Annotated in this window: 8 protein-coding genes and 2 pseudogenes; 7 read left to right on the top strand and 3 right to left on the bottom strand. The window is 69.5% G+C overall.

What is annotated here, in order from left to right; genetic code table 11:
* Positions 1–63 precede the first annotated feature (63 nt).
* Positions 64–3567, bottom strand: coding sequence for a DNA-directed RNA polymerase subunit beta (rpoB, locus tag BCY76_RS12205; protein ID WP_070161804.1), 3504 nt, complete (start codon positions 3565–3567; stop codon positions 64–66).
* Positions 3568–3947: 380 nt separating this feature from the next.
* Complete coding sequence (locus BCY76_RS12200; protein ID WP_170922687.1) at positions 3948–4580, bottom strand: TetR/AcrR family transcriptional regulator; 633 nt, start codon at positions 4578–4580, stop codon at positions 3948–3950.
* A 506-nt stretch (positions 4581–5086) separates the two neighbouring features.
* Between BCY76_RS12200 and BCY76_RS20480 the strand changes: the two are divergent.
* The 7 genes and pseudogenes from BCY76_RS20480 to BCY76_RS12170 form a co-directional block, all read left to right on the top strand.
* Positions 5087–6318, top strand: a pseudogene (locus BCY76_RS20480) (glycoside hydrolase family 3 C-terminal domain-containing protein); the annotation flags it as partial.
* A gap of 174 nt (positions 6319–6492) precedes the next feature.
* Positions 6493–7008, top strand: coding sequence for a fibronectin type III-like domain-contianing protein (locus BCY76_RS20475; protein WP_336582270.1), 516 nt, complete (start codon positions 6493–6495; stop codon positions 7006–7008).
* A 122-nt stretch (positions 7009–7130) separates the two neighbouring features.
* Positions 7131–7865 (top strand): annotated as a pseudogene (locus BCY76_RS20470) (ABC transporter substrate-binding protein); the annotation flags it as partial.
* Between the two features lie 68 nt (positions 7866–7933).
* A complete protein-coding gene (locus BCY76_RS12185) occupies positions 7934–9430 on the top strand; it encodes an ABC transporter substrate-binding protein (RefSeq protein ID WP_070158379.1) in 1497 nt (498 codons plus the stop codon).
* Positions 9431–9479: 49 nt separating this feature from the next.
* Positions 9480–10484 (top strand): ABC transporter permease, encoded by a 1005-nt coding sequence (locus tag BCY76_RS12180; protein ID WP_139827774.1) that lies wholly within the window; start codon positions 9480–9482, stop codon positions 10482–10484.
* Positions 10481–11629 carry an ABC transporter permease gene (locus tag BCY76_RS12175; RefSeq protein ID WP_070158377.1) on the top strand — a complete coding sequence of 383 codons (1149 nt, stop codon included), beginning with the start codon at positions 10481–10483 and terminating at the stop codon, positions 11627–11629. Before BCY76_RS12180 ends, BCY76_RS12175 begins: the two co-directional genes overlap by 4 nt.
* On the top strand, positions 11630–13615 hold the full coding sequence (locus BCY76_RS12170) for a dipeptide ABC transporter ATP-binding protein (RefSeq protein WP_085437743.1): 1986 nt from the start codon (positions 11630–11632) through the stop codon (positions 13613–13615).
* Between the two features lie 145 nt (positions 13616–13760).
* On the opposite strand, the gene BCY76_RS12165 is transcribed toward BCY76_RS12170, so the two are convergent.
* Positions 13761–14517 (bottom strand): HAD family hydrolase (locus BCY76_RS12165; RefSeq protein WP_139827773.1); only part of this gene is annotated, 757 nt, incomplete at its 5' end.

Here is a 14517-nt window from a genome sequence, read left to right as displayed (position 1 = left end):
AGATTCGTGACGCGATGACTGCCGTCGCCGACTGCTCTCAGCCGGCGACGGCGCGGGTGAGGCTCAGACCTCTTCGACCGAGCTGGGCTCCGCACGGGAGAGGTCGATGCCCAGCTCCTCGGCGGCGCTGAACCCGGACTCCTCCGCGTCACGCATCTCGATCGCGCTGCCGTCGGCGGAGAGGACCTCCACGTTCAGGCAGAGCGACTGCATCTCCTTGATCAGGACCTTGAACGACTCCGGAACACCGGGCTCCGGAATGTTCTCGCCCTTGACGATGGCCTCGTAGACCTTCACACGGCCGTGGATGTCATCCGACTTGATGGTCAGCAGCTCCTGCAGGGTGTAGGCCGAGCCGTACGCCTCCAGGGCCCAGACCTCCATCTCGCCGAAGCGCTGACCGCCGAACTGCGCCTTACCACCGAGCGGCTGCTGGGTGATCATCGAGTACGGACCGGTCGAGCGGGCGTGGATCTTGTCGTCGACCAGGTGGTGCAGCTTCAGGATGTACATGTAGCCGACCGAGATCCCGTCCGGGAACGGCTCGCCGGAGCGGCCGTCGAACAGCTGGGCCTTGCCGTCGGGCCCGACCAGCCGCTCACCGTCGCGGGTGGTGTTGGTCGAAGCGAGGATGCCGGTGAGCTCGTCCGCCTCGGCACCGTCGAACACCGGAGTGGCGACCTTGGTCGGCCCGGTCTCGCGCGGCAGGTTCGGCAGGTTCTTCAGCCACTCGGGCTCGCCCTCGATGGTCCAGCCCTGCTTGGCGGCCCAGCCCAGGTGCAGCTCCATGACCTGACCGATGTTCATACGACCGGGCACACCCAGCGGGTTGAGCACGACGTCGACCGGGGTCCCGTCGGCCAGGAACGGCATGTCCTCGACCGGCAGGATCTTGGAGATCACACCCTTGTTGCCGTGACGGCCGGCGAGCTTGTCGCCGTCGGTGATCTTGCGCTTCTGGGCCACGTAGACGCGCACCAGCTGGTTCACGCCCGGAGGCAGCTCGTCGCCGTCCTCCGCGTCGAAGATGCGCACACCGATCACGGTGCCGGACTCGCCGTGGGGCACCTTCAGGGAGGTGTCACGGACCTCGCGGGACTTCTCGCCGAAGATGGCGCGCAGCAGGCGCTCCTCCGGGGTCAGCTCCGTCTCACCCTTCGGGGTCACACGGCCGACCAGGATGTCCCCGGCCTCGACCTCGGCACCGATGTGGATGATGCCGCGCTCGTCCAGCTGGGAGAGCATCTCGTCCGAGACGTTCGGGATGTCCCGGGTGATCTCCTCCGCGCCCAGCTTGGTGTCGCGCGCGTCCACCTCGTGCTCCTCGATGTGGATCGAGGTCAGGACGTCGTCCTGCACCAGGCGCTGCGACAGGATGATCGCGTCCTCGAAGTTGTGGCCCTCCCAGGACATGAACGCGACCAGCAGGTTCTTGCCCAGGGCGATCTCGCCGTACTCCGTAGACGGACCGTCGGCGATGATCGACTGCCGCTCCACCCGGTCGCCCTCGGAGACCCGGACACGCTGGTTGTAGGTGTTGCCCTGGTTCGAGCGCTCGAACTTCATGATCGGGTAGTGCGTCATGGTGCCGTCGTCATTCATGACGGAGACCAGGTCCGCCGCGACCTTGGTGACCACGCCGGCCTGCTCGGCGGTCACGGAGTCGCCGGCGTCGACCGCGACGTACTTCTCCATGCCCGTGCCGACCACCGGGGACTCGGACTCCAGCAGCGGCACCGCCTGGCGCTGCATGTTGGCACCCATGAGCGCGCGGTTGGCGTCGTCGTGCTCCAGGAACGGGATCAGGGCGGTCGCCACCGACACCATCTGGCGCGGAGAGACGTCCATGTAGTCGATGTCCTCGGCGCCGACCAGCACCGGCTCGCCCTCACCACCGCGCTGACGGCACAGGACCTGCTCCTCAGCGAAGGAGCCGTCCTCAGTCAGCGGCGCGTTGGCCTGAGCGATCTGGGCCGCCAGCTCGTCATCGGCGGTCAGGTACTCGATCTCCTCGGTGACCTTGCCGTCGACGACCTTGCGGTACGGCGTCTCGATGAAGCCGAAGCGGTTGATACGCCCATAGGTCGCCAGCGAGCCGATCAGACCGATGTTCGGACCTTCAGGGGTCTCGATCGGGCACATGCGGCCGTAGTGCGACGGGTGGACGTCACGGACCTCCATGCCCGCGCGGTCACGGGACAGACCGCCCGGGCCCAGCGCGTTCAGACGCCGCTTGTGCGTCAGACCGGCCAGCGGGTTGTTCTGGTCCATGAACTGCGAGAGCTGCGAGGTGCCGAAGAACTCCTTGATGGAGGCCACCACGGGACGGATGTTGATCAGCGTCTGCGGGGTGATCGCCTCCACGTCCTGGGTGGTCATGCGCTCACGCACCACCCGCTCCATGCGAGACAGGCCCGTGCGGACCTGGTTCTCGATCAGCTCGCCCACCGCACGGATGCGACGGTTGCCGAAGTGGTCGATGTCATCGATCTGCACGGGCAGGTCGATCTGCTCGCCGTCGCGCAGACCCTTGATGGTCTCGCGGCCGGCGTGCACCGCGCACAGGTAGTGGATCATCGCCACGATGTCCTGCTCGGTGAGCACCGAGGCGTCGGCGTCGGTGAAGTCCTTGTCCACGCCCAGCTTGCGGTTGAGCTTGTAGCGGCCCACCTTCGCGAGGTCGTAGCGCTTCGGAGTGAAGTACAGGCCCTTGAGCAGGCCCTCGGCGGCTTCGACCGTCGGCGGCTCTCCGGGACGCAGCTTGCGGTAGATGTCCAGCAGCGCGTCGTCCTGGGTCTCGAAGGTGTCCTTCTCCAGGGTGGCGCGGATGGAGTCGTAGTCGCCGAACTCCTCGATGATGCGGGACTCGGTCCAGCCCAGCGCCTTCAGCAGTGCGGTGACCGGCTGCTTGCGCTTGCGGTCCAGACGCACGCCGACCTGGTCGCGCTTGTCGATCTCCAGCTCGAACCACGCGCCGCGGGACGGGATGATCTTCGCGGTGAAGATGTCCTTGTCGCTGGTCTTGTCCGGGGTGCGCTCGAAGTAGGCGCCCGGGGAACGGACCAGCTGCGAGACGACGACGCGCTCGGTGCCGTTGATGATGAACGTGCCGCGGTCGGTCATCAGCGGGAAGTCGCCCATGAACACCGTCTGCTGCTTGATCTCGCCGGTGTTGTGGTTCATGAACTCGGCCTTGACGTACAGCGGAGCCGCGTAGGTGGTGTCGCGCTCCTTGCACTCGGCCATCGGCATCTTCGGGTCGGCGAATTCCGGCTCGGAGAAGCTCAGGGACATGGTGCCCTGGAAGTCCTCGATGGGGGACATCTCTTCGAAGATGTCCGCCAGGCCCGAGGTGTCGGAGACGCCCTTGATGCCCTTCTGGCGGGCCTCCTCCACGCGGGCGGCCCAGCGCTCGTTGCCCACCAGGCGGTCGAAGGAGTCGATCTGCAGAGCCAGAAGCTCCGGGACATCGAGGGGTTCGTGGATCTTTGCGAATGAGAGTCGGCCGGCGTATTCAGCGGTACGGGCCGAGGCAGCGGTTTGAATTGAGGTGCTCGAGGCGACCAAGAGGGATCCTTCCACAGACCTTCGTAGCTTCCTTGGCACGCTTCCCCGTCCCCGCGCACGCGGACGGTGTCTGGCCGATCCGACGCCGGGCAGACGTCAGGCGGTCCAGCTGTGAGGAGGAGACGATGCAGGTGCCCACCGCTATTTGAAGGCACGCGCATAGAGGGGAGGCGCAAAAGTACAGCATAAAGGACGAGTACGCAGACGCGCAACGCCGCGTCGTGGAGATCACACGCACCGGCGGTGTCGATGAGAGGCGGACGTCCGACGCCGAACCGGCGGGACTGAGTTCCGAGGCAAGATTCTAGCACCGGCGCCGCGGTCACGCATGCGCCGCGCAGGGGCGCGGCGGGGCTCAGTGAGGTGACGGCGGCACCGCCTCAGGGCCGGAACCGCTCCAGATGCCGGGCCATCACCGCGGCCATGTCCACGCGCGGATCCAGCAGCCACTGGGCCTGGAGGCCGTCGGCCAGCGCGACGAGCTCCAGGGCCGTCTCCTCCGGATCCAGCTCCGGATGCACGTCCCCCTGGAGCTGAGCGGCGCGCACGGCGCGGGCGAGCCCGGCCAGCACGCGCTGCTGGCGCGTACGGAAGTACTCATGGGCGGGATGCCCGGAGTCCGCCGCCTCCGCCTGCAGCCGCGTATAGAGGTGGATCAGACCCGGCACCTCGGCATTGCGCCGGAGGATCTCCACGAAGCGCCCCAGCTCCAGGGGGACGGCGGCCAGATCGGGCCCGCCCGGCGCCGACCCGTCCGGCGCGCTCCGGCGCGGCGCGGGGTCGCCCGCCGCGACAGCGGCGTCGACCTCGTCCCGAGCGCGCAGCACCTCGATGAAGAGCTCCTCCTTCGTGCCGAAGTGATGCAGCAGCCCCGCCTGGCTCAGCCCGACGGCATCGGCCAGCTCCCGCACGGAAGCGCTGGAGTAGCCGCTGCGGGCGATGACCTCCAAAGCGGTGCGCAGGATCTCTCGGCGCCTGGCCAGGCCTTTGGCATAGGACCCTCGTCTCCCCATGGCGGCGATTCTACGGCCCCGTCCGCCGACGCTTGCCGCACGAAAACCGAGTGGCGTACAGTTTTGGACAGTGAGGCGGACCACATCGACTCCGGGTCGTCCGTCCACCTCTCCCATCTCCGCTCCGGAAGGACCCCTCATGACCACACCCGCCACACCTTCCTCCCTCGGCACCGACAGCTCCCCCGACCTCTTCGCCGATGCCGAGCCCCGCGACGTCGTCGCCCGCCTGAGCCTGGAGCAGAAGGCCGAGCTGGTCACGGGCGCCACCTTCTGGACCACCGCCGCCGTCGAGGAGGCCGGGATCCCGGCGATCATGGTCACCGACGGCCCCCACGGACTCCGCAAGCAGGGCGGAGCCGCCGACCATCTGGGCCTGGAGCAGAGCGTCCCCGCCACCTGCTTCCCGCCCGCGGTGGCCCTGGGCTCCGCCTTCGACACCGACCTGGCCGAACGCGTCGGCGGCGGCCATCGGCGCCGAGGCCCGCGCCGAAGGGGTCGGCGTCGTGCTGGGCCCGGGCCTGAACATCAAGCGCTCCCCGCTGTGCGGCCGCAGCTTCGAATACTTCTCCGAAGACCCCCTGGTCTCCGGCGAGCTCGCCGCCGCCGTCACCCGAGGCATCCAGTCCCGCGGCGTGGGCGCATGCCTGAAGCACTTCGCGGCGAACAACCAGGAGCATGACCGCATGCGCGTCTCCAGCGACGTGGACGCCCGCCCCCTGCGGGAGATCTATCTGCGCGGCTTCGAACGGGCGATCGCCTCCGCCCGCCCGTGGACGGTGATGAGCGCCTACAACAAGATCAACGGCGTCTCGGCCTCCGAGGACCCCTGGCTACTCACGGAAGTGCTGCGTGACCAGTGGGGCTTCGACGGCCTGGTGATCTCCGACTGGTTCGCCGTCGGCGACCGAGTCGAGGCGCTGCGAGCTGGACTGGACCTGGAGATGCCGACCACCGGAGGCGCCAGCCAGGAGCAGGTCATCGCCGCGGTGCAGGAGGGCGACCTCGACGAGGCGGCCCTGGACCGCTGCGCGGCGCGCGTGGTGGAGCTGGTGCAGAAGGTCCAGGCCGGGGCCCGCACGCCGGCGGTGGACGTCGACGTCCAGGCACACCACGCGCTGGCCCGCGAGGCCGCCGCACGCTCCGCCGTGCTGCTGAAGAACGACGACGAGATCCTGCCGCTGGATGCCAGCGCCTCCGTGGCGGTCATCGGCGAGTTCGCCCGCACTCCGCGCTACCAGGGCGCCGGCAGCTCACAGATCAACCCGACCCGGGTGGACGACGCGCTGACCGCCATCACGGCGGCGTCCCGGGCCGAGGTCCGGTTCGCCCCGGGCTTCCCCCTGGAGGGCGCCGAGGAGACCGCCTCCGGGACGGCCGAGTCCCTGCGCGCCGAGGCGGCGGAGGCCGCCGGCGCTGGAGACGTCGCCGTCGTCTTCCTGGGACTGCCGGCCGCCGACGAGTCCGAAGGCTTCGACCGGGAGCACCTCGACCTGCCCGCCGAGCAGCTGAACCTGCTCGAGGCGTCGTGGAGGCCAACCCCCGCACCGTGGTGGTGCTCTCCCACGGCGGCGTCGTGGCGCTGCCCTTCGCCCAGACGGTGCCGGCGATCCTGGAGGGCTGGCTGCTCGGCCAGGCCGGCGGATCCGCCACCGCCGACCTGCTCTACGGGACGGCCAATCCCTCAGGACGGCTCACCGAGACCATCCCGCTGCGGCTGGCCGACTCTCCCGCCTACCTGGACTTCCCCGGCGAGCACGGGCACGTCCGCTACAGCGAGGGGATCTTCGTCGGATATCGCTGGTACGACGCCCGGGGCCTCGAAGTCGCCTTCCCCTTCGGCCACGGGCTGAGCTACACGTCCTTCGACCACACCGACCTCCAGGTCCGCGCGGACGACGCCGGGCTGCACGTGCAGACCACCGTGACCAACGTCGGCGAGCGCGCCGGCCACGAGGTCGTACAGGTCTACGTGGGTCGGCCGGGCTCAGCCGTGACCCGCGCCCCGCGCGAGCTGAAGGCCTTCGCCGCCGTCGAGCTGGCCGCCGGCGAGTCCCGGACCGTGGAGCTCACGGTGGCCCGCGAGGACCTCGCCCACTGGGACGTCCGGCTGGACGGCTGGGTGGTCGAAGGGGGCGAGCACGTGGTCGCCGTCGGCGCCAGCTCGAGGGACCTGCGGCTGCAGGCCTCAGCGGAGGTGCCCGGAGATGAGGTGGCGCGGCCGCTGACGGAGGACTCGACCCTGGGCGACGCGCTCGCCCACCCGGTGGTGTCCGGAAGTCCGCGCCGCCGTGGAGGCCGACCTCGCCGCCGACGGGGCCGACGGAGGTGCCGGAGACGTGTTCAGCGCCGAAGGGCTGCTGAAGATGATGGAGTCCTTCCCGCTGGGCCGGATCAGCGCCTTCCCTGGCGCCGGCCCCGACCGTGAGCAGGTGGCCGAGCTGATCGCCCGCACACAGCGGGACTGAACCGGCAGGGCTGGGTGACGGCTGGCCCTCTGTCCCGGTCTGTCCGTCCCCGCGCAGGACTCCCCGTGCTGGAACGATCCAGATGCCGCGGGCCGCGTCTTCTCCGCCCGGACCTGGGACGTTCACCACCAGTCCATCCTCTCTCCCTACGGTGTGCCTGGAACGGTCCAGCCCCGGTCAACCGACCGTCGCCGGGCCCTCACAAGTCACGCGCCTGAGAGGATCTGCCGCCATGCCGGCCATACCCGCACGCCCCCGCACCGACACCGACTGCACCGTCCGGGGCCCCGTCAGCGTCCTTCGGCACCCTGTCGCCGGACTCGCCCTGACGACGCTGCTGCTCACCGCGTGCGGAGGGGCCGCCGCGACCGACGCTCCGGAGCACGACGCCGACGCTGCGACGGCGACCGGTTCGCCCGTGCTGTCCGAGGAGCGCACGGTCCCAGCGGGCCAGGCCCCGGACCTTCAGCAGCAGGTGGACCACGGTGAGCTGCCGCCCCTTGACGAGCGTCTGCCGGCCGAGGCCGTCACGATCCTCGGTCCCGACGGCGTCGGCCGGTACGGCGGCGAACTCCAGCTGGCGATGAACGGCAACGACGACGACTCCCTGATCCGGCGCTATGCCGCCTATGAGCCCCTGGTCCGCTGGGACGGGGACTGGTCCTCTGAGCTGACGCCCGGCGTCGCCCGGGACTGGGAGATCAGCGACGACGCCACCACCTTCACCTTCCACCTGCAGGAGGGGATCCGCTGGTCCGACGGCGAGCCGTTCACCGCCGATGACATCGTCTTCGGCTACGAAGAGGTGCTGATGAACGAGGACCTCACCCCTGCTCCGGTGGAGTACCTCATGGACCCGAGGGCAACTGGCCCGACGTCACGGCCGTGGACGAGCACACCGTCGAGCTGCGGTTCCAGTCCCCGCACGGCCTGTTCCTCATGCAGCTGGCCCGCGCCGAGGAGGACGGCAAGTTCCACCGCTTCCCCCGGCACTACCTGGAGCAGTTCCACCTGGACCACAACCCCGAGGCGGACCAGCTCGCCGAGCAGGAGGGGTACGAGGACTGGACCGAGATGTTCACGGCCAAGGGCTGGGTGACCCTGGGCACCGGGTTCGACTCCCGATGGATGAACACCGAGCTCCCGCAGCTCAACGCCTACCTCATCGAGACCCCGGCCTATGAGGGCACGCGCGTGACGGCTGTGCGCAATCCGTACTTCTGGAAGGTGGACGCGGAGGGCAACCAGCTGCCCTACATCGATCGTCTGGTCTTCGACGTCTTCGACAGCCAGGAGGTCATCGCCTTCCGCGCGGCCGCTGGCAACATCTCCTACCAGGACCGGCATTTCGACCACGACTTCCGGCCCCTGCTGGCCGAATCCATGGAGGAGAACGGCTACAGCCTCCTCGACGTCACCTCCACGGATATGAACACCCTGCTCTTCAACCTCAACCACAGCCACCCGGATGAGGACATGCGGGAGATCCTCACCGACCGAAGCTTCAAAGCTGGGCTGTCCCACGCGCTGGACCGCGAGGAGATCATCGAGCTGGTCTATTTCGGCCAAGGCGAGCCGGCCCAGGCCGCCCCGCGGGAGGGTTCTCCGTATCACCATTCGGAGCTCGCCGGCCAGCACCTGGAGCATGACGTGGACCTGGCTGATGAGCTGCTCGACGAGGTCCTGCCCGAGCGCGACGACGAGGGCCGGCGACTGGGACCGGACGGGAGGCCGTTCAGCATCGCCGTGGACGTGGCCGCCGACCGTTCTGTGGAGCACGCCAGAGTCCTGGAGCTCGCCCAGGGCTACTGGGAGGCGGTCGGGATCGCTCTGGAGATCCAGACCATGGACCGTGATCTGCGCAATGAGCGACGCGACGCCGGCGAGTTCGACGTCTACGTCCGCGACGGGTCCGCCGGTCTGCAGGACGCCATCCTGCGGCCGCACTGGTACATGCCCTTCGGCGATTCCGGCGCCTACGCCTGGTCCTGGGGCTCCTTCTACCTCGACGGCGAGGACGCCGGAGAGGCCCCGCCGGAGGACTCCCCGGCCTGGCGCCAGTGGGAGATCTATGACGAGATCCTGGTCACCGCCGATCAGGAGAGGCAGACCGAGCTGATGGAGGAGCTGCTGGACGTCTCCGCCGAGGCTTTCTGGACCATCGGCATCTCCACCAGCCCCAACAGGGTCGGCGTGGTCGCCGACGGTCTGCGAAACGCCCCCCATCAGCTCTTCGAGGCCAGCGCGTATCAGAACCCAGGCCCGTCCTACCCCGCGGTGTGGTGGTGGGAGGACCCGGAGCAGGCCGTGGCCGACGACGAGGAGGCGGCCCAGCAGCACGCCGACGACGCCGACGACGACGATCTCCCGGCAGACCGGTGACCCGCCGCATCACCGGGACGGCCCTGCCCATGACCGCGGAGGTGACTCTGTGCTGCCTTACATGATCCGGCGGATCGGCTGGTCGCTGCTGACGGTCTGGCTGATCTCGTTGGTGTGCTTCTTCATCATCCAAGCCCCTCCCGGCGACTTCGTCTCGGTGCTGATGGCAGATGCGGAGGCCGAAGGACGCCGGCTCAGCAGCCAGCAGGTCCAGGTCCTGCGCGAGCGCTACGCCCTCGACGCGCCCTGGTATATGCAGTACTGGGCGTGGATCACCGGGATCATCACCGTCGGCGACTTCGGCTACTCCTTCCGGTGGAACCGCCCGGCCACGGAGGTCATCCTGGAGCACCTGCCGTTCACCGTGCTGCTGGCCGGAGGGTCGCTGCTGCTGACCTGGATCATCGCCTTCGCCATCGGAGTGTTCACCGCGGTGCGGCGATACAGCATCAGTGACTACCTCTTCACCTTCCTGGGCTTCATCGGCCTCTCAGTGCCGAACTTCGTGCTGGCTCTGGTGTTCATGTACATCGCGTTCCGGTACTTCGGCATGAGCGTAGGAGGGCTGTTCTCTCCGGACATGGTGGAGGCGGAGTGGTCCCCGGCCAAAGCCTGGGACCTGATGCGGCACCTGATCGTGCCCGCGCTGATCATCGCCACTGCTGGGACCGCGGGACTGATCCGGATCACCCGGGCGAACCTGTCCGACGAGCTCGCGCAGCCGTATGTGACCGCTGCTCGGGCCCGGGGCCAGCGGGAGGGCGTGCTGCTGATGCGGTATCCGGTGCGGGCCGCCATGAATCCGTTCATCTCCACCGTCGGCTACGCCATCCCCTCGGTGATCTCCGGTGAGGTGATCGTCTCCACGGTCCTCTCCCTGCCCACCACCGGGCCCGTGCTGCTGGGGGCTCTGCGCAACCAGGACATGTACCTGGCCGGCAGCTTCCTGCTGATCCTGGGGGTTCTCACCGTCATCGGCACCGTCATCTCCGACCTCGTGCTGGCCTGGGCCGACCCCCGGGTCCGGCGCCAGCATTCAGGAGCCGCCTCATGAGCCTGCACAGCCCCTCACGACCCGTGTCGGATCCTGCACAGGACGACGCCGGACGACGCTCCTCGCGGAGTCTGATCTGGAGACGCTTCCGACGGCACCGACTGGCCCATGTCTCCCTGTGGGTCGTGGTCGCGGTCTACCTCATCGCGCTCTTCGCCGACGTGATAGCCCCGCGCTCGGCCGGAGCCTACGACGCCGAGCATCCCTACGTTCCCCCGCAGTCGATCACCCTGACGGACCCCGGCGACGGCCGGGGTCCGGGCCTCTACGCCCATGGGTACACCCAGGAGTTCGACGAGGTCTCCTGGAACCGGACCTACACCAAGGACCCCGAGGAGCTGCACAAGCTGGGGCTCTTCGTGGCCTCCGGGCACGACTACCGGTTCCTCGGACTGATCGAGACCGACCGGAAGCTGCTGGCTCCCGTGGACGCCGACGCGCCGTTCTACCTCCTCGGCTCGGACGCCAACGGCCGGGACATCTTCTCCCGCGTCGTCCACGGCACGCGGGTCTCCCTCTCCATCGGGCTCTTCGGCGTCGCGCTGTCCCTGGTCATCGGCATCACGCTGGGCGCCCTCGCGGGATTCTTCCGCGGTGTGGTCGACACCGTCATCCAGCGCGTCACCGAAGTGTTCATGTCCCTGCCCACCCTTCCGCTGTGGATGGCACTGGCCGCCGCCCTCCCCCGGGACTGGGGACCGCTGACCATCTACTTCGCCATCACGGTGCTGCTCTCCCTGATCGGATGGACCTCATTGTCCCGAGAGGTCAGAGGACGGGTGCTCACCCTGCGCAGCGAGGACTACGTGGTCGCCGCCCGACTCGACGGCGCCAGCCGCTTCCGCGTGATCCGCCGACACATCCTGCCCAGCCTGACCAGTCACATCATCGCCTCCGTCACTCTCGCGGTGCCGGCGATGATCCTGGCGGAGACCTCGCTGAGCTTCCTGGGCCTGGGGCTGCAGCCACCCATCGTCTCCTGGGGCGTGCTGCTCCAGGAGGCGCAGAACATCCGCAGCGTCATCACCGCGCCGTGGCTGCTGATCGTGCCCTCGGCCGCCGTGGTGATCTCGACCCTGGCCCTGAACTTCCTCGGCGACGGCCTGCGTGACGCCGCCGACCCCTACGGAGGAGCGGTGAAGTAGATGACTCTGACCCCCACGACCAGCACTCGGACCAGCACCAGGACCAGCACCCGGGCCAGTACCGTCCCGGCTCCGCCGCCCCGCGGCGACGCCGCCGCGCTGCTGGACGTGCGAGGGCTCTCCGTCGCCTTCCCCACCGACGACGGAGTCGTGACCGCCGTGGACCGCGCTGATCTGCTCATCCGGCCTCACCAGGTGCACTGCCTGGTGGGCGAGTCCGGCTCCGGGAAGTCCCAGACGGCGCGGGCCGTCCTGGGTCTGCTGGATCCGCCCGGGCGCGTCAGCGCCGGCCAAGCGCTGTTCCGTCAGGCGGACGGCCAGGTGATCGACCTGACCACGCTGCGGCCGCGCGGCCGCAGCCTCCGGCACATCCGCGGCGGGGAGATCGGCATGGTCTTCCAGGAGCCGGCGCGCAGCCTGTCCCCGATGCACACAGTGGGGGCCCAGATCGCGGAGGCCATGCGGCTGCACCGCGGCCTCGACCGCAGGCAGGCCTGGGAGGCCGCCGTCGAGGCGCTGCAGGAGGTGCGCATCCCTCGCCCTGAGCTGCGGGCGAAGTCGTACCCGTTCGAGCTCTCCGGAGGCATGCGGCAACGGGCGATGCTGGCCATCGCACTGGCCGGACGGCCGCGCCTGCTCATCGCCGATGAACCCACCACGGCTCTGGACGTCACGACCCAGGCCCAGATCCTGCGCCTGCTGCGGAGGATCCAGGAGGAGCGGGAGATGGCGGTGCTGTTCATCACCCATGACCTGGGAGTGGTGGCCGACATCGCCGACGAGGTCTCGGTGATGCGGCGTGGCCGAGTCGTGGAGAGCAGGGACGTGTACGAGCTCTTCGCCGAACCGGAGCACCCCTACACGCGCATGCTTCTGCAGGCCACGCCCACGCCCCGTCCCGGGCCGATCTCCGAGAGATCGGCAGTGCCTGCCGGGGCCCCAGGCCCGGCGACCCTGCTCCAGGTGCGGGGACTGACCCGCCGGTTTCGTCTGAGGTCCGGGCTGTTCGGCATGGGGCGCACCGAGCTGCAGGCCGTCGACGACGTCGACCTGCAGCTGCGTCAGGGCGAGACTCTGGCACTGGTCGGCGAATCAGGGTGCGGCAAGTCCACCCTGGCCAAATGTCTGCTGCGGGTGGAGCAGCCCACCTCCGGCAGCATCACCGAGTCACTGCACGGGACGCCGGACGGGGCGCCGGACCGGACGCCGCGGGCTCGACCAGGCGGCCTCGATGTGGCCACGGCCCCCGAATCGGCCCTGGGCGACTATCGCCGCCGGGTGCGGATGGTCTTCCAGGACCCCTTCGCCTCGCTGAACCCGCGGATGACGGTGCGCGACATCCTGGCCGAACCGCTGCGGCACGCGGGCCCCGTCGCCCAGGAGAAGCTCGTGGAGCTGCTGGAGCTGGTGGGGCTGGAGGCATGCCACCTGGATCGCTACCCGCACGCCTTCTCCGGCGGACAGCGTCAGCGCATCGGCATCGCGCGGGCCATCGCCACCGATCCGCAGGTGGTCGTCGCCGATGAGGCTGTCTCCGCCCTGGACGTCTCCGTGCGGGCCCAGATCCTGGACCTGTTGGCGAGGCTGCAGGACGAGCGGGGGCTGAGCTATCTCTTCATCTCCCACGACATGTCCACAGTGGAGCACCTGGCGGATCGGGTGGCTGTGATGTATCTGGGCAGCCTGGTGGAGCTCGCCCCCGCCGCACAGCTGTTCAGCCGACCCGCCCATCCCTATACCGAGACGCTGCTCTCCGCCGTTCCCGTGGCAGACCCGGTGCGGCAACGCTCCCGCGAGCACCTTCCGATCCCGGGCGAGCTGCCCGACCCGACTCAGAGACCCACCGGCTGTCCCTTCCGAACGCGCTGCCGATGGGCCGAGGACATCTGCGCGGAGGAGGCCCCGGCGATGACCGAGGTCTCCCCCGGCCAGTCCGCGGCCTGCCACTTCGCCGGCGAGATCACGCTGCGCGGCCTGGCGGACTGACCCGCCCGGCCCGCGCTCGCTGGACTTGCCCGCACTCGCTGGACTCCCCGGGAGCCCAGGACGGAGACGGCCCCGGACGGATCCACCGTCCGGGGCCGTGGAGCCTCGCCGTCTCGGGAGGTCCCGCCGGCGGGCCCGCGCCGGCTCAGCCGAGCAGGTCCACCACCTGGCCGGGGTGGTCCACGACGTCGGTGGCCCACCCCTCGGCGAGTGCGTCCTGCAGCTCGTCCTCTGTGCCGGAGCCGCCTCGTGTGAGGATCCGGCGGCCGATGCCGACCTCCCGGGCGCCGAGCCCATCGTTGAAAGGTTTGTCCCCCAGCATGGCGGTCTGCTCCGCAGGGACCCCCGCCATGCGCAGCGCGACGGTGAAGATCTCGGCGTGTGGCTTCTTCAGTCCCACCTCGTCCGAGCAGGCCCAGCCGGCGATCCGATCGGCGAGCCCGTGGCGGGCGAAGACCTCCCGCACTCCACGGCCGTTGATCGTGTTGGAGACCACGATCACGGGCACCGAGGTCGCAGCGCACCGCTCGAGCAATGTGGTGACACCCGGGCGCAGAGTCTTCCGGGACTTGGATCGGTACAGGGCCAGCTGCAGCTCCTCAGCCTCGGCCAGGAGTGCCTCCCGAGCCTGTGCGTCCACGAGGTCCCGGGTGAACTCTCCCCAGTACTGGCGCGGCGTCACCTCGTCCAGCGTCTCCCCCGGCGCCCCCGGGGCGCCGCCTTTGTGGGCCTTGTACCGGCCATGCGCCGTGCGCACCAGGTGCAGGGCCTCATCCACGGTGATCTCCACGCCGGCCCGGCCCAGGTCCTCAGGACCGCCTCCGCGACCCCTGCCAGGGGCCGGTCGGCCGGGACTGTGGCCGAGACGACGCGCCGTGTCCAGGAGGAGAACCCGCACGGGC

This window comes from Nesterenkonia sp. PF2B19 (assembly GCF_001758425.2).
Taxonomy (GTDB): Bacteria; Actinomycetota; Actinomycetes; order Actinomycetales; family Micrococcaceae; genus Nesterenkonia; species Nesterenkonia aethiopica.
This window is presented reverse-complemented; position numbering and strand designations above follow the sequence as displayed.

Bases quoted from the DNA above. Each gene is read 5' to 3' on its own strand.
- BCY76_RS12170 (WP_085437743.1), top strand. From the start codon at position 11,630: ATGACTCTGACCCCCACGACCAGCACTCGGACCAGCACCAGGACCAGC.
- BCY76_RS12200 (WP_170922687.1), bottom strand. From the start codon at position 4,580: ATGGGGAGACGAGGGTCCTATGCCAAAGGCCTGGCCAGGCGCCGAGAG.
- BCY76_RS12175 (WP_070158377.1), top strand. From the start codon at position 10,481: ATGAGCCTGCACAGCCCCTCACGACCCGTGTCGGATCCTGCACAGGAC.